This is a genomic window from Sphingomonas piscis (genome assembly GCF_011300455.1).
Taxonomy (GTDB): domain Bacteria; phylum Pseudomonadota; class Alphaproteobacteria; order Sphingomonadales; family Sphingomonadaceae; genus Sphingomicrobium; species Sphingomicrobium piscis.
The window spans coordinates 2,336,595-2,351,124 of record NZ_CP049869.1 but is presented as its reverse complement, the minus strand read 5'-3'; the positions used below and the strand labels follow the sequence as shown (position 1 = coordinate 2,351,124).

Sequence of the window (14,530 nt, the reverse complement as noted above, 5' to 3'; positions counted from 1 at the left end):
CGGACATGGATCAGACCCGCTGCGGCCTCGTCGCGGTGATCGGCGCCCCCAACGCGGGCAAGAGCACCTTAGTGAATGCGCTGGTCGGGCAGAAGGTGGCGATCGTCAGCCCCAAGGCGCAAACCACGCGCGCCAAGCTGATGGGCATTGCAATCGCGGACGAGGCGCAAATTCTGCTCGTCGACACGCCAGGCATCTTCCAGCCGCGCCGGCGCTTGGACCGCGCAATGGTCCAGGCCGCATGGTCGGGAGCAGAGGACGCCGACCTCATCCTCCTCGTCATCGATGCGGCCGCGAAGCTCGGCGAGCGGGTGGAGGCGATGCTCGCGAATATCGAGGATCGGCCGGAGCCGATCATCCTCGTGCTGAACAAGGTGGATATTGCCAAGAAGGACGACCTTCTCGCTTATGCGTCGCGGCTGTCCGAGCGGCTGAACCCGCAACATGTCTTTATGGTCAGCGCGACGAGCGGCGATGGCTTGGTCGATCTTAAGGCAACGCTTGCCGCTGCCATGCCGGAGGGGCCATGGCACTTCCCGGAAGATCAGCTTTCAGACGCCACCGACCGCATGGTTGCGGCCGAGCTGACCCGCGAGCAAATCTACAACCAGCTCCATGCCGAGCTGCCCTATTCAACCGCCATTGAGATCGAGAAGTGGGAGGATCGCAAGGACGGCTCGACCGTCATCCACCAGCAAATCCTGATTGAACGGGACAGCCAGAAGGCCATCGTGCTCGGCAAGGGCGGTGCCCGGCTGAAGAGCATCGGCGCCGCGGCGCGCGAAGCCATCGCCGAGCATCTCGGCCGCAAGGTCCACCTGTTCCTTCACGTGAAGGTAAATCCGCGCTGGGACGAGGACCGCAGTCTCTACCGCGACATCGGCCTGGAATGGGCTGACTAACCGCCGAGCAGCTCTTCTACCCAAATCGGAACCAGCTCACCCGCCGGCCCATACCGCCGCTCGTCGAAGAACAGGCTGCCTTGGCTCGGCTCCAAGTTGATCTCCAGCGTTCGCGCGCCGCAGTAGCGTGCAGTCTGCACGAAGCCGGCGGCGGGGTAGACCGCGCCCGACGTGCCGATCGATACGAACAGGTCGCAACGCCGTAGCGCGTCGTCGATCCGCTCCATCTCGTAGGGCATCTCGCCGAACCAAACGATATCGGGCCGCGCCTCGCCCGCCTTGCCGCAGGAAACGCAGGCAGCGTTCTCCCCCATCGCGCCATCCCAGGCGAAGCGCTCGTCGCAAGCGAGGCACCAGCCCTTCTTGAGCTCGCCGTGCATGTGGATCAGCCGCTTCGACCCGGCGCGTTCGTGCAGGTCGTCGACATTCTGCGTCACCAGCAGGAAGTCGCCCGGCCACTCGGAGTCGAGTCGCGCCAACGCGCCATGCGCCGGGTTCGGCTCCACGGACAGCAACTTCGCTCGCCGCGCGTCATAGAATTCGTGCACGAGCGTCGGGTTGCGGAAATATGCCTCAGGCGTCGCAACGTCCTCGACACGGTGACCTTCCCACAATCCATCGGAAGCGCGGAAGGTGGGCACGCCGCTTTCCGCCGATACGCCGGCGCCGGTCAAGACGACGATGTTCCGCAAGCTGGTCACAGCGCATGCTTAGCGGCAGCCTCCAGCTTTCGTCACGTCCGATCAACTGAAAGGTGTGGGGCGGCCGTGAATATCTCGCCTTTGCGGGCGATTGATCTTTTTCCTGCTGCAGCGCACAACCTGCAACGCACACGCACAAAGCGCCGCCCTCAATGTCGAGGAGCCGGGGCAATGGAGAAGCAGCAAAGCCGCTGATGGCCCGCGAGGGTCGCCAGCGGCTTTTCTTTTTTTGAAGCAGGGGACGTACCGATGACGAAGAGCGATTTCCTGAGAAGCGGGCATACGCCCACGTTGATTGCCTCCTTTCTCTACTTCGACCTCGCTTTTATGGTCTGGGTCATCCTTGGTCCGCTCGCTCCGCTGATCGCGCAAGACCTCGGGCTCAACGCCGCGCAAAAAGGTCTAATGGTCGCGACGCCGACACTCGCCGGCGCTGTCCTTCGCATCGTCAACGGACTGCTCGGCGACCGGATCGGCTGCAAAAAGGCCGGCGCGATCAACCAGATCGTCGTGATCGCCGGACTGCTGACCGCCTGGGCCGCGGGCGTCCACAGCTTCCTTGGCGTTATTGCCCTTGGTGTCGTCCTGGGTTTTGCCGGCGCGAGCTTTGCAATCGCCTTGCCGCTGGTCAGCCGCTGGTACCCGCCCGAGCATCAGGGCAAAGCCATGGGCATCGCCGGCATGGGCAATTCCGGCACCGTCCTCGCCGCCTTGTTCGCTCCGGTGCTGGCAAAGGCATTCGGCTGGAACGAGGTGTTCGGCCTCGCCTGCGTCCCGCTGGCGCTGGTTCTTTGCCTCTACCTTGTGATGGCGAAGGACGCCCCCAATAAGCCCGCCCCCAAGTCGCTGACGGAATATTTCGCTCCGTTGAAGACGCCCGATGCCTGGTACCTGATGCTGTTCTACAGCGTGACCTTTGGCGGTTTCGTCGGGCTGGCGGCGTCGCTCAGTATCTACTTTACCGACATGTTCGGACTGACCGCGGTGCAGGCCGGTTATGCGACGGCAGCCTGCGTCTTCGCCGGGTCCCTTGTCAGGCCCATCGGCGGCGCGCTGGCCGACGCAATCGGCGGCGCGAAGACCGTGTCGATCGTCTATTGCGTGGCGGCCGCGGCGCTCGTCGGGATTGCGATGGTGTCCACCAGTTTCTCCGCCTCGCTCGGCCTGTTTATCGTTGCAATGCTGGCGCTTGGGTGCGGCAATGGGGCGGTGTTCCAGCTAGTGCCCCAGCGGTTCGGCAAGGAAATTGGAGTCGTCACCGGCCTGGTCGGCATGGCAGGCGGCGTCGGAGGCTTCTATCTCGCGTCCAGCCTTGGCTTCGCGAAGCAGGTCACCGGCTCCTTCGCGCCCGGGTTCCTGATCTTCGCCGGGCTGGCGCTGGTCGCACTTGCCGTGATGACTGTAGTAAAGACGCGGTGGCGGATCGACTGGACCGCCGGCCTTGAAGGCGCGCGGATCTGATGAGTTTGGCCGCGTGACGGGATGAGCCCCGTTCGTACCACTTGTGCCTATTGCGGGGTCGGCTGCGGCGTGTTGGCGACGCCAGGCGAGGGCCGAAGCGTCACCATCGCGGGCGACCCCGATCACCCGGCCAACGCCGGCCGGCTCTGCTCCAAGGGCACGCACCTGGGCGAGACGGTTGGCCTGGAGGGACGGCTCCTCCACCCGATGATCGGTCAGCGGCAGGCGAACTGGAACAAGGCGCTCGATCTCGTCGCCCGCAAGTTCGCGCGGACGATTTCCAAATATGGTCCCGACAGCGTCGCATTTTATGTGTCGGGCCAGCTGCTGACCGAGGATTATTACGTCGCCAACAAGCTGATGAAAGGCTTCATCGGCTCCGGCAACATCGACACCAACTCGCGGCTGTGCATGTCGAGTGCGGTCGCTGGGCACATCCGGGCTCTCGGCGAAGATGTCGTTCCCGCAACCTACGATGACCTCGATGCCGCCGACCTCATCATTCTCATTGGCTCCAACACCGCATGGTGCCATCCGATCGTCTATCAGCGCATCCAGGCGGCGCGGGAGAAGCGCGGGACGAAGCTGGTCGTGGTGGACCCAAGGCGCACGGAAACCTGCGAGAATGCCGACCTCCACATCGCGCTGAAGCCCGGAACGGACATCGCGCTGATGAACGGCCTGCTCGCTCACTGCCGCCGATCGGGCGTCTTGGACGAGACCTATCTGAAGCGATCGGTCGAGGTACCCAGCAATTTCTGGTCCAGTCTCGACAATGCCGACCTTTGGACCACGGCCAAGACCTGCGACGTGCCAGCGAGCGACCTTGCGACCTTGTTCGACTGGTTCGCTGCGACGCCCCGCACGGTGACCCTGTTCAGCCAGGGCATCAACCAGTCGGTGCGCGGCACGGATCAGGTTAACGCCATCACCAACCTGCACCTGGCGACCGGCCGCGTCGGCAAGCCGGGTGCGGCGCCCTTCTCGATCACCGGTCAGCCCAATGCAATGGGTGGGCGCGAGGTCGGCGGTCTTGCAAGCACTCTGGCCGCGCACATGGACTTCGCGCCGGAGAATGTGGAGCGCGTTGGCCGCTTCTGGTCGGCCGAGCGCATGGCCACCAAGCCGGGCCTCAAGGCGGTCGACCTGTTCCGCGCCATTCGCCGCGGCGAGATAAAGGCTCTGTGGGTGATGGCGACCAACCCCGCAGTCTCACTGCCCGACGTTGCCCGAGTCCGCGATGCGCTTGGCAGATGCGAGTTCCTGGTGGTCAGCGATGTGGTCTCCGAGACCGACACCAGCCACTACGCTCACGTTCGCCTTCCTGCCGCGGCGTGGGGCGAAAAGGACGGAACGGTGACCAACAGCGAACGGCTGATCAGCCGTCAGCGTGCCTTCTTCCCGCTGCCGGGTGAGGCTAAGCCGGATTGGTGGATCGTCAGCCAGGTCGCGCAGCGCATGGGCTGGCATGATGCCTTCAACTATCATCACCCCGCCGACATCTGGCGGGAGCATGCCCGCCTGTCGACATATGAGAATGACGGGCGGCGCCTGTTTGCGCTTCCGGGGCACAGCGGCGCGCTGACCCGCACCTACGATTCGATGACGCCGTTTCGTTGGGGCGGGCAGCCGTTCGCCGATGGGACGTTCCCGACCTCTACCGGCAAGGCACGGCTGGTGACCGTCAGGCAGCCGCCTCTAGAGCATAAAAGCGCGTTCCCGCTGACGCTCAACACCGGCCGCTATCGCGACCAGTGGCACAGCATGACCCGCACCGGCCTATCCCCGAAGCTGGCGCGGCATCGCGACGAGCCGCGGGTCGAAGTGCACCCTCGTGACGGTACCGCAGCCCGGCTTGTCGACGGAGGGCTGGCCAAGGTCACGACGGCCGTCGGTGAGAGCCTGTTCCGGGTGTCGCTCGTCGAAAGCCAAAGGCGCGGCGAGTTATTCGTGCCAATCCATTGGACGGACCAGCAATCCACGGGCGGGCGTGCCGGCAAGCTGACGCGGCCGCTGACCGACCCGATTTCAGGCCAGCCCGGCTTCAAGTCCACGCCGGCTGCAGTCTCGCCACAACCCGTCGACTGGCGTGGCTTTCTGATCCTGCACGGCGAGACGTCGGTGCGACCGGATTGCCTGTGGGCGACACGGGTGAAGGTTCAGGGCGGCACGCTTTTCGAAGTGGCAGGCCTGGGCAGCGCCGACGCGCTCCGCGCCTGCTTGCCGAAGGGCGAACTCATCGAACTTTCCGATCCGGCGCGTGGAACACAGCGTACTGCGGTGATGAAGGACGGCCGGCTGGCGGCGGTCATGTTCCTGACCCGGGACGGCGAGCTTCCGACGCGCGACTGGCTGATCGAACGGCTGGACCAGCCGCACGGTTACGAGATCCTCGCCGGCTTGCCTGCCGGTCCGGTGCGCGCGCGAGGCACGCTCGTCTGCGTCTGCTTCGATGTCGGGGCCACGACCATCATGGATGCCATTGCCGATCAGCGGCTGACCACAGTGGCGGAAGTCGGGACTGCGCTTCGGGCGGGCACCAACTGCGGATCCTGCCGTCCGGCCATCGCCAAGTTGCTGCAGCAGGTGAAGGAACCCGCCAATGCCGCCTGAGCTCGCTCGTCGCAGGATCCTCGGCGCGGTGATCGCGGGCGGCAAGGGACGCCGCTTCGGCAGCGACAAGGCCTTGGCGATGCTCGAGCACCGACACCTCATCGATCATGTGCTTGCCGGGCTCGGTGCTCAGTGCGATGCATTGGTGATCTGCGGCCGCCACTTGGAAGGAATCAGGTGCTTAGAGGACTTGCCCCAGCCCCAAATGGGCCCGTTGGGCGGACTGGCGGCGGCGCTTCACCACGCCCGGCGACACGGGTTTGATGCCGTGCTGACCTCCGCCTGCGATACGCCTTATGTCCCGGTCGACCTTGCCGCTCGGCTGCGGGGCGCTGGCTCGGCCATTATGGCAGGTCAGCCGCTCTTCGGATTTTGGCCATCGCGTTTGGCCGATGACCTCCTCGATTTCATGCAGAAGCCGACCAAGCACTCCATGCGCGCCTGGGCGGCATGGGTGGAAGCGCGAGTGGTCGACTTCGGCTACGACGTGCCCAACATCAACAGGCCTGAAGATCTCGATCGGCTGCAGCACGCGAGAGCGGCGGCGTGACAACACTCGTCGACAGTTTTGGTCGGCACATCACTTATGCGCGGCTGTCCGTTACCGACCGATGCGACCTCCGCTGCCGTTATTGCATGGCCGAGACGATGACCTTTGTGCCGCGATCGGACCTGCTGACGCTGGAAGAAATCGTAGCTGTCGCCGACCTCCTTATTCGTCGTGGCGTCCGGCGTCTTCGCCTGAGCGGCGGCGAGCCTCTGGTCCGGCGCGGCATCCTCGATCTGGTGCACTCGTTGGGCAAGCGGATCGGGCATGGTCTGGACGAGCTCACCATGACGACCAATGGAACGCAACTGGCGAAGGCTGCCGAGCCGCTTGCCGCGGCGGGAATCCGTCGGATCAACATCAGCCTCGACAGCCTCGATCGCGAGCGTTTCGCCCACATCACCCGCCGCGGCCAGCTCGGTCCGGTGCTCGACGGCATCGCCGCTGCCGCTGGGGCAGGCATCAAGGTCAAGATCAACATGGTGGCGCTGCGCGGCGGCAATGAGGATGAGATTGAGCCGATGATGCGCTGGTGCGCCGCTGCCGGGCATGATCTCACCCTCATCGAAACCATGCCGCTCGGCGAGGTCGCCGACGACCGGCGGAACCATTATCTATCGCTGGAAGGCGTGCGGCATACCCTGGAGCGACGCTTCACCCTGGTGCCGTCACTGGTTCGGACGGGCGGGCCGGCGCGCTACTTCGACGTGCCCGCGCTCGGGCTACGGCTCGGCCTCATCACGCCGCTGAGCAATAATTTCTGCTCCGGCTGCAACCGCATTCGGGTTGCCGCGACGGGGACGGTGTATGGCTGCCTAGGTCACGACCAGAAGGTCGAGATGCGCGATCTCCTGCGAAGCGGCGGTCCGCAGGCACTCGACCGCGCGCTGGACCGACTTCTCGCCGGCAAGCCCGAGCGCCACGACTTCCGGCTTGCCGACGGTCCCGCCGTCGCACGGCACATGAGCGCCACCGGCGGTTGATGACGGCAGAGACGGTTGCAATGCTGATGCTTGCCTTCGCGGTGGGCGCAGCGCTTTATTCCAGTGTCGGTCACGGCGGCGCTTCGGCTTACCTCGCCGCCATGGCATTGCTCGGCGTCGCCCCGGACGTGATGCGCCCGACGGCCTTGGCGCTGAACCTGCTCGTCGCTGGCCTCGGGACATGGAGGTTCGCGCGACGAGGGCTCACCAACTGGCGTCTGGTCGCCGCCTTCGCGCTCACCGCCACCCCCGCAGCCTTTCTCGGCGGGCTGCTCAATCTTCCCCCGCTTATTACAAGCCGCTGGTGGGCGTGCTGCTTTGGCTCGCTGCCATTCGCCTGCTTTGGCAACCGAAGCAGCTCGCGGACGCAGAGGTAAGATCGCCGTCATTGCTTCAGGCCTTGCCTACCGGAGCAGTGCTCGGCCTGCTGGCAGGACTGACCGGCACCGGCGGCGGCATTTTCCTCAGCCCGATCATCATCCTGATGCGCTGGGAAGAGCCGCGCCGCACGTCGGGCGTTGTTGCCGCCTTCATTCTGCTCAACTCGGCCGCAGGTTTGCTCGGGAATGTCGCCTCTGTCGGCAAGCTGCCTGCTGCGTTACCGCTTTTCCTTCTTGCGGTTGCCGCGGGTGGATTGATTGGAAACTGGCTGGGTGTGGATCGGCTGCCCCGCGCCTGGCTACTTCGCCTGCTCGGCCTGGTGCTGCTGATCGCCGGTGCCAAACTCCTGTTCGGCTAAAAAGGGAGTACGGACACTTTGTCGCCCGATTGCGCTGCAGCGCTCGCCGCCGGCCGCCGGATCAGTAGGTCGGCCGATGCAAGCGCGCCCTGAACGCCCGAGTCCTGATTGCCGATCGCCGCGACCCGCTCGCCCACCCACCGGGCGCGGACGAAGCTTTCACGGTCGCCCTCAGCGGCCACCGGCTGATCCAGAAGCGCGGAGCGAAAGTCGAGCGCCGCGGCCGAATCGCGCCCGCCGAGGCCTGCCAACAATGGGGCAAGGAAGAGTCTGGCGGTCACCATGGCAGACGTCGGATTACCGGGGAGGCCGAGCACCAGTCGTCCCGACGCCCGCCCTAGCCAGGCCGGCTTTCCCGGCTTGATCGCCACCTTGGAGAAAAGAAGATCGAGGCCTTCGGGGCCGAACATCGTCTTCGCAAAATCGCGCTCTCCGACCGAGGCTCCGCCCGTGACCACCAGAAGATCCACGCCCTGGAGCAGTTCCCCGCCCAAGCGTTGCAACTCGGCGAGTTGGTCGGGGGCCAGCCGCCGCCCGAGGCATTCGCCTCCCCAATCCCTACCCAGTGCCTCGACCGCGAGAGAGATGCTGTCGGGGATGGTGCCGCCCGAAGCCCTTGCGCTGCCCGGCTCGGCAAGTTCATCGCCGGTGCCGAGGATCGCGAAGCGGGGCCGGCGGAAGACGCTGACCTCCGCCTGATCGGCGGCGGCCGCAGACACCAGCGCCCGGGCATGGAGGCGGTCCCCGGCTTCGAGAAGAGTGTCGCCGGTGCGAAAGTCGAAGCCCTGCTTGCGGATGTGAGTCGCCGGCGAGAGTGGAGCATTGAAGATTGCCCAATCCCCATCGCGCCCCACCGCCTCCTGCACGACGACCCGGTCGGCGCCGTCGGGCACGGCGCCTCCCGTGAAGATGCGCGCGCACTCGCCGGCTGTAAGCCTTGGGATGGTATTATCGCCGGCGAATACGGCTTTTGCCACGCGCAGGCGGGTTGGCAGATTGGCAAGTTCAGCGCTCGCCACCGCATAACCATCCATGGCGGATACGTCGCGGCGCGGAGAGTCGAGCGCCGCCGTGACCGGCTCCGCCAGCACCCGCCCGTGTGCCTTGGCGAGAGGAATTCTCTCTGACCCAAGCGGCCGTGCGACTTCGGCAAGCACCGCCACCGCCTCGTCGAACGAGATCACGCGGCGGTCCAATCCCCTGAACGGCCGCCAGACTTGGCGACCACCCGAACCCCGTCGATCGTGATTGTGCGATCGATTGCCTTAAGCATGTCGAACAGGGTGAGCCCTGCGACTGAGACAGCCGTCAACGCTTCCATCTCCACTCCCGTCGGACCGCGTGTGCGGACGGTCGCCGCGATTGCGAAGCCGGAGGGTTCACGCACCGGATCGATGGTGACGGCGACGTGGCTCAGCGCGAGGGGGTGGCAGAGGGGGATCAACGTGGAGGTCTGCTTGGCGGCCATGATCCCCGCAAGCTCGGCGGTGCTGATCACCGCTCCTTTGGGTGCCGTGCCCTTCAGGACGGCATCGACGGTTGGGGCGGCACAATGAAGCCGACCTTCGGCACGCGCCTCCCGGACCGTTTCCGCCTTGCCGGACACGTCGACCATTGCCGCTCGCCCGTCCGCGCCGAGATGTGTCAGGTCGGTCATGCGCAGACCTCCCGCAAACGCGGGATCTGTCCTGCCAGCGAGCAGGGCCGGTAGCGGCTGTCCAGCTCCAGGACGAGGATACGATCCCATCCGTCCCGGCAAGCACCGTTGGAGCCGGGAAGGCAGAAGATGAACGTATCATCGATCTGCCCAGCGAAGGCGCGCGACTGCAGCGTCGACACGCCGATCGTGGTCAGGCTGACCTGATGGAACAGCACGGAGAAGCCATCCATCTCGCGCCGGAACAGCGGCCGGACGGCCTCCGGCGTGACATCGCGTGGAGCAAAGCCCGTCCCGCCAGTAGCGATGATGACGTCGATCTCAGGATCGTCGACCCAAGTGCGCACCTGATCGCGGATCCCATCGACATTGTCCTTGACCAGCGCCTGGCCGGCCAGCCGATGACCTGCGTCCTGAAGGCGTGCGCACAGAAGCGCGCCAGAGCTGTCCGTTTCGGCCGTCCGCGTGTCGGAGATCGTCAGCACGGCGATGCCAAGCGGGTAGAAGGTTCGGTTTTCATCGATGCCGTACATCAGCGTTCCCATCGATCTCGGTCGGCCAGGTCGTCCGTCCTCGGCCCAATCCAGGTTGAACCGTCAGGACCGTCTTCCCGCTTCCAGAATATGGCGTCCGTCTTCAAACGGTCCATCATGTAATCCACAGCTTCGAAGGCCGCTCGCCGGTGCTGAGCGGACGCCGCGGCAAAGACGATCGGCTCGCGCGGCCTCACATCGCCGCAACGGTGAACCACTGCAGCGTGGGAGATGGCGAAACGCTTGAGTGCGGAATCGGCGATGTCGACGAGCGACGCGTGGGTAAGTGTTGGGTGGTGGTCCAAGTGCAATGCGGTCAACGTCGGTCCAGCTGCGGAGGTCGGTCGCATCAGACCCACGAAGCTGACGACTGCACCGTCGCCGCCGCTGTGTTGAACGAGGCCGGCCAGTTCGGCGGCCGGGTCGAGCCCTCCGAACTCGAGCCGGCAAGTTTTATTGCCCTCAACCACCCGACACCGGCGCCAGGATCTCGACGGCCTCCACGCCATCGAGGCGATAGTCATCGGGAACGATCGCATCCGCGACGCAGGCCAGCGTCCGCGCGCCGCGGAGATCGGCGCCGGACGCCGGAAAGCGTTGGGCAAGCGCCTCCTTCAGGTCGGCGACGGTGCCCGGGTCGACATCGACCTCGATTATCTCGCCAATCTCAGCGGCGAACTTACCGAAAAACCTGACCTGCATCCCCGCACTTTCCGAATGGCGCATTGCAACAAATGCGGCAGAATGTCTGGTCAAATATTCGCTTCGGCGCACCTCTAGAGTCTGCTGCAAACAGCGTCGCCGATGTGGTAGGTGGCGCCATGCTCAACCTACTTCCACCCCGATCGTCAGGCGAATGACGGACGTCCGGATTGGCATCGGCGGCTGGAACTTTCCGCCGTGGCGCGGGACCTTCTTCCCCGAAAAGTGGCCGCAAGCGCGCGAGCTGGAGTATGCGTCGAGCAAGTTCCGGACGCTGGAGATCAACGCCACCTTCTACGGTCGGCAGGCGCCGAAAAGCTGGGAGAAGTGGGCGGCGACCGTGCCCGATGGCTTTCAGTTCGCGATCAAGGGTTCCCGCTTCTGCGTATCGCGCGGCAAGCTGGCGGAGGGCGCGGAAGGCATCGGCAACTTCTTCGCACAGGGCATGGCGGCGCTTGGGCCCAAGCTCGGGCCGATCCTGTGGATGTTTCAGGAGCGGCGGCAGTTCGATCGGGACGACATCACCGGCTTCATCGACCTGCTACCCGAGACGCTGGACGGCCTGCCGCTGCGTCATGTCATCGAGCCGCATCATGAAAGCTTCCGCGACGACCGCTTCTTCGATCTGTGCAAGTCGCGCAACATCGCGGTGGTCTATGGCGACGCGGACGAGGTGCCCTGCATCGATGTGCCCACAGCGGACTTCGCTTACGCGAGGCTCAAGCGGATGAGCGAGGAAGTGCCGACCGGCTATGACGAGGCGGCGCTGGCCGGGTTCGAGCAGCTGGCGCGCGGGTGGACCGCGCAGGGCCGCGACGCCTACATTTACATGATCAACGGCGCCAAGGTGCGCGCACCGGCTGCCGCCCTCGCCCTTTCCGAGCGGCTTGGCTAACAGGGTGCCCATGCGCACCGACCAGCAGCCGATCCGAATTTCGCTTTTCGCTCCCAACGGCCGCATGGGCAAAGCCATTGCTACTGCCGCCGAGCAGGATCCTTCCTTTCTGATCTCGCAAGATCATGGTGATGTCATCATCGACTTCTCCGCGCCTGCAGCGCTTGCCGCCAGCCTGGATCGGGCGGTAACGGCTGGCGTGCCGATCCTGGTCGGAACGACGGGTTTCGACGATCTTGCCGACAAGCGCATCGCGGACGCGGCCAAGGAGATTGCGGTGCTTCGGGCGCCCAACACGTCGCTCGGCGTGGCGCTGCTCTCCGACCTCGTCGAGCGGGCGGCGCGGGTGCTTGGCACCGATTGGGACATCGAGATCGTCGAGGCGCACCACCGCCACAAGGCCGATGCGCCGTCCGGAACTGCGCTGGCGCTGGGCGAAGCGGCTCGACGGGGCCGGCAGTCCGGCGACTTCGAGCGGGCGCGCGACGGAACAGGGCTGAAGCGCCAGGAAGGCGCGATCGGCTTTGCGGCCGTCCGCGGCGGGACAGTCGCAGGTGATCATGACGTGCTTTTTCTCGGGTCTGACGAACGGCTGGTACTTTCGCATCGGGCCGAAAACCGGGCGATCTTCGCCCGCGGTGCGTTGGCGGCGGCGCGCTTCCTCCACGGCAAACCCGCCGGGCTCTATACAATGCGGGACGTGATCGAAGCGGCGTGAAGCGCGACGATATCTTCGAGTTCTTCCGGCGACTGGCGGAGGCGAACCCGTCACCGCAGACCGAGCTCGAGTACAGCAGTCCCTACACTCTCCTGGTTGCGGTGGTGCTGTCGGCGCAGGCGACCGACGTCAGCGTCAACATTGCCTGCCGGCCGGTGTTCGCAACAATCAGCACGCCCGAGCAGATGGTCGTGCTTGGTGAGGACCGGCTACGCGAGGCGATCAAGACCATCGGCCTGTTCAACACCAAAGCCAAGAATGTCATTGCGCTCAGTGAGGCCTTGATCCGCGACCACGACGGCGAGGTTCCTCGGACTCGCGAGGAGCTGGAAAAACTGCCGGGCGTCGGCCGCAAGACTGCCAACGTGGTGCTGAACACCGCCTTCGGGCAGGAGACGTTCGCGGTCGACACCCACATCTTCCGGGTCGGTAACCGCACGGGGCTTGCACCAGGCAAGACGCCGCTGGACGTCGAGCTGAAGCTGGAAAGGCTAGTGCCGCAGCCCTTCCGCCGCGATGCGCATCACTGGCTGATCCTTCACGGACGCTATACCTGCAAGGCACGTAGACCCGAATGCTGGCGCTGTCCGATGGTCGACCTATGCCGGTTCAAGGACAAGAACCTGGTGCCGCCGAAAGGATCAGATCCAGCGGCGCTCGAATCGGGCGCCTAGCCCGGTCAGAAGTTCATATTGCGACAGGCCGGAGGCTTCGGCGGCGCGCGGCAGGTCGTAATCAAGTTCGACCCAATCACCTTCGCCGACATCCGCTTCCGACGCATCCAGCGCGACCAAGTCCATCGACACGCGGCCCAGCACCTTCAACTCGGCCTTCTCTGCGAAGGCTCGGCCACGCGACGAAAAACCGCGCAGGTAGCCGTCGGCATAGCCGATGTTGATGATGGCAGCGGGCGTGTCTGCCGCTGCCGTGAAGGTCGCGCCATAGCCGCAGGTCTCACCGGCTCGGATGGTACGGCGCTGAATAATCTGCGCGTCAACTTTTGCGACCTGACAAATGTTGCCGGCTGCTTCGTCGCGTGGAATGCCACCATAAAGCGCAAGGCCGGGACGCACGAGATCGAAGGCATAGTCTGCCCCAAGACAGATGCCGGCGCTGTTGGCAAGGCTGTAGCGTTTTGCCGGCACTGCCGCCCGCACCTGCCGGAAACGGCTGAGTTGGGCGGCATTGAGCGGGTGGTCCTCGTCGGCGCAGGCGAGATGGCTCATCAAAGTGTCGATGCGCAGGCCAGCCAGGGCGCCGATCTCCTCGATGCGGAGGCCGAGGCGGTTCATGCCCGTATCCACCATCACATCGCAAGCGCGGTCCGGAGCCGCCGTGCGCCAACGTTCGACCTGCTCCAGGCTGTTGAGCACAGGTCGCGCAGTGCTCGCCAGCGCGGCCACCATGTCGTCGGCGCCGACGCCGTGGAGCACCGACAGCGCCGAATCGACCGGCATTCGGCCGAGCTCCTCCGCTTCCCACCAAGTCGACACATAATAGTCGCGGCACCCCGCCTCCTGCAGCGCGAGCATCGCGTCGCGCGCACCGGTGCCATAGCCGTTGGCCTTGATTGCCGCGCCGCACGCAGTGCCGGCATGGTCCGCCAGCCAGCGCCAGTTCGACTGAATGGCGGACTTGCTCAAGGTGAGACGAAGCGGCTGGTGCATACAGCCCGACTAAGCAGGAGGTCGCGCGGCGTCGAGAGGCTTAGAACAGCCTGGCGCCGTTCGGCACCTCATGATCCGGCGTGAACAGCACCACCTCGCCATTCACGTCCGGAAAGCCGACGGTCAGCACCTCCGACATGAACTTGCCGATCTGGCGCGGCGGGAAGTTCACCACCGCAGCGACCTTTCGGCCCACCAGCTGATCCGGTGCATAGTGATGCGCAATCTGGGCCGAAGAACGCTTGGCCCCGATCGCGCCGCCGAAATCAATGGTAAGCTTAAGCGATGGCTTTCGGGCCTCCGGGTAAGGCTCTGCCGCAACGACCGTACCGACACGGATATCGACCTTCAGGAAGTCGTCGAATGCGATTTCAGGCGCGGCAGGCGCTTCATGATCATGCAGGAGGTGCAT

The 14,530-nt window shown here is 65.2% G+C and carries 16 protein-coding genes and 1 pseudogene; 9 read left to right on the top strand and 8 right to left on the bottom strand.

Translation table 11 applies throughout. From position 1 onward, the window contains the following. Positions 1-5: 5 nt before the first annotated feature. Complete coding sequence (gene era, locus G7077_RS11955; protein WP_425505328.1) at positions 6-902, top strand: GTPase Era; 897 nt, start codon at positions 6-8, stop codon at positions 900-902. Here the strand turns inward: era and G7077_RS11950 are convergent. Next, positions 899-1,603: an NAD-dependent deacylase gene (locus G7077_RS11950; RefSeq protein ID WP_166411904.1), complete on the bottom strand. Its 705-nt coding sequence runs from the start codon at positions 1,601-1,603 to the stop codon at positions 899-901. The genes era and G7077_RS11950 overlap by 4 nt on opposite strands. A 249-nt stretch (positions 1,604-1,852) precedes the next feature. Here G7077_RS11950 and G7077_RS11945 point away from each other — a divergent pair, with 249 nt between their 5' ends. From G7077_RS11945 to G7077_RS14605, 5 genes and pseudogenes are all read left to right on the top strand, one after another. Continuing rightward, positions 1,853-3,064, top strand: a complete 1,212-nt coding sequence (locus G7077_RS11945; protein WP_166411903.1) for a nitrate/nitrite transporter — start codon at positions 1,853-1,855, stop codon at positions 3,062-3,064. Between the two features lie 21 nt (positions 3,065-3,085). Continuing rightward, positions 3,086-5,677, top strand: coding sequence for a nitrate reductase (locus G7077_RS11940; protein ID WP_166411902.1), 2,592 nt, complete (start codon positions 3,086-3,088; stop codon positions 5,675-5,677). Continuing rightward, positions 5,667-6,227 (top strand): molybdenum cofactor guanylyltransferase, encoded by a 561-nt coding sequence (locus G7077_RS11935; RefSeq protein WP_166411901.1) that lies wholly within the window; start codon positions 5,667-5,669, stop codon positions 6,225-6,227. Before G7077_RS11940 ends, G7077_RS11935 begins: the two co-directional genes overlap by 11 nt. After that, a complete protein-coding gene (moaA, locus tag G7077_RS11930) occupies positions 6,224-7,207 on the top strand; it encodes a GTP 3',8-cyclase MoaA (RefSeq protein WP_166411900.1) in 984 nt (327 codons plus the stop codon). Before G7077_RS11935 ends, moaA begins: the two co-directional genes overlap by 4 nt. Next, positions 7,207-7,946 (top strand): annotated as a pseudogene (locus G7077_RS14605) (TSUP family transporter). Before moaA ends, G7077_RS14605 begins: the two are co-directional and overlap by 1 nt. Here G7077_RS14605 and G7077_RS11920 read toward each other — a convergent pair. Genes G7077_RS11920 through G7077_RS11900 form a run of 5 tightly spaced genes read right to left on the bottom strand, consistent with a single transcriptional unit; the run spans position 7,943 to position 10,838 of the window. After that, positions 7,943-9,130 carry a molybdopterin molybdotransferase MoeA gene (locus G7077_RS11920; protein WP_166411899.1) on the bottom strand — a complete coding sequence of 396 codons (1,188 nt, stop codon included), beginning with the start codon at positions 9,128-9,130 and terminating at the stop codon, positions 7,943-7,945. The pseudogene G7077_RS14605 and the gene G7077_RS11920 sit on opposite strands and share 4 nt — an antisense overlap. Beyond that, positions 9,127-9,603: a cyclic pyranopterin monophosphate synthase MoaC gene (moaC, locus tag G7077_RS11915; protein WP_166411898.1), complete on the bottom strand. Its 477-nt coding sequence runs from the start codon at positions 9,601-9,603 to the stop codon at positions 9,127-9,129. The genes G7077_RS11920 and moaC overlap by 4 nt, the downstream gene beginning before the upstream one ends. After that, positions 9,600-10,136 carry a molybdenum cofactor biosynthesis protein B gene (moaB, locus tag G7077_RS11910; protein WP_166411897.1) on the bottom strand — a complete coding sequence of 179 codons (537 nt, stop codon included), beginning with the start codon at positions 10,134-10,136 and terminating at the stop codon, positions 9,600-9,602. Before moaB ends, moaC begins: the two co-directional genes overlap by 4 nt. Further along, positions 10,136-10,606 carry a molybdenum cofactor biosynthesis protein MoaE gene (locus G7077_RS11905; protein WP_206367637.1) on the bottom strand — a complete coding sequence of 157 codons (471 nt, stop codon included), beginning with the start codon at positions 10,604-10,606 and terminating at the stop codon, positions 10,136-10,138. Before G7077_RS11905 ends, moaB begins: the two co-directional genes overlap by 1 nt. Continuing rightward, complete coding sequence (locus tag G7077_RS11900; RefSeq protein ID WP_166411895.1) at positions 10,599-10,838, bottom strand: MoaD/ThiS family protein; 240 nt, start codon at positions 10,836-10,838, stop codon at positions 10,599-10,601. Before G7077_RS11900 ends, G7077_RS11905 begins: the two co-directional genes overlap by 8 nt. A gap of 154 nt (positions 10,839-10,992) precedes the next feature. Between G7077_RS11900 and G7077_RS11895 the strand changes: the two genes are divergently transcribed. Genes G7077_RS11895 through nth form a run of 3 tightly spaced genes read left to right on the top strand, consistent with a single transcriptional unit; the run spans position 10,993 to position 13,125 of the window. Then, a complete protein-coding gene (locus tag G7077_RS11895) occupies positions 10,993-11,733 on the top strand; it encodes a DUF72 domain-containing protein (RefSeq protein ID WP_166411894.1) in 741 nt (246 codons plus the stop codon). 10 nt (positions 11,734-11,743) lie between these two features. Then, on the top strand, positions 11,744-12,451 hold the full coding sequence (gene dapB, locus G7077_RS11890) for a 4-hydroxy-tetrahydrodipicolinate reductase (RefSeq protein WP_166411893.1): 708 nt from the start codon (positions 11,744-11,746) through the stop codon (positions 12,449-12,451). Further along, the gene (nth, locus tag G7077_RS11885; protein WP_166411892.1) at positions 12,448-13,125 is read left to right on the top strand and encodes an endonuclease III; all 678 of its coding nucleotides are present in this window, start codon (positions 12,448-12,450) and stop codon (positions 13,123-13,125) included. The genes dapB and nth overlap by 4 nt, the downstream gene beginning before the upstream one ends. Here the strand turns inward: nth and alr are convergent. Then, the gene (gene alr / locus G7077_RS11880) at positions 13,093-14,118 is read right to left on the bottom strand and encodes an alanine racemase (RefSeq protein ID WP_166411891.1); all 1,026 of its coding nucleotides are present in this window, start codon (positions 14,116-14,118) and stop codon (positions 13,093-13,095) included. The two genes, nth and alr, sit on opposite strands and share 33 nt — an antisense overlap. 40 nt (positions 14,119-14,158) lie before the next feature. Continuing rightward, entirely contained in the window at positions 14,159-14,530 is a 372-nt protein-coding gene (locus G7077_RS11875; protein ID WP_166411890.1) for a tRNA-binding protein, read from the bottom strand.

Excerpts from the sequence above, each read along its gene's own strand:
- moaB (WP_166411897.1), bottom strand. The coding sequence starts at position 10,136 with ATGTACGGCATCGATGAAAACCGAACCTTCTACCCGCTTGGCATCGCC.
- G7077_RS11875 (WP_166411890.1), bottom strand. The coding sequence starts at position 14,530 with ATGCACCTCCTGCATGATCATGAAGCGCCTGCCGCGCCTGAAATCGCA.
- era (WP_425505328.1), top strand. The coding sequence starts at position 6 with ATGGATCAGACCCGCTGCGGCCTCGTCGCGGTGATCGGCGCCCCCAAC.
- G7077_RS11895 (WP_166411894.1), top strand. The coding sequence starts at position 10,993 with ATGACGGACGTCCGGATTGGCATCGGCGGCTGGAACTTTCCGCCGTGG.
- G7077_RS11935 (WP_166411901.1), top strand. The coding sequence starts at position 5,667 with ATGCCGCCTGAGCTCGCTCGTCGCAGGATCCTCGGCGCGGTGATCGCG.
- alr (WP_166411891.1), bottom strand. The coding sequence starts at position 14,118 with ATGCACCAGCCGCTTCGTCTCACCTTGAGCAAGTCCGCCATTCAGTCG.
- moaC (WP_166411898.1), bottom strand. The coding sequence starts at position 9,603 with ATGACCGACCTGACACATCTCGGCGCGGACGGGCGAGCGGCAATGGTC.
- G7077_RS11900 (WP_166411895.1), bottom strand. The coding sequence starts at position 10,838 with ATGCAGGTCAGGTTTTTCGGTAAGTTCGCCGCTGAGATTGGCGAGATA.
- G7077_RS11940 (WP_166411902.1), top strand. The coding sequence starts at position 3,086 with ATGAGCCCCGTTCGTACCACTTGTGCCTATTGCGGGGTCGGCTGCGGC.
- dapB (WP_166411893.1), top strand. The coding sequence starts at position 11,744 with ATGCGCACCGACCAGCAGCCGATCCGAATTTCGCTTTTCGCTCCCAAC.
- G7077_RS11945 (WP_166411903.1), top strand. The coding sequence starts at position 1,853 with ATGACGAAGAGCGATTTCCTGAGAAGCGGGCATACGCCCACGTTGATT.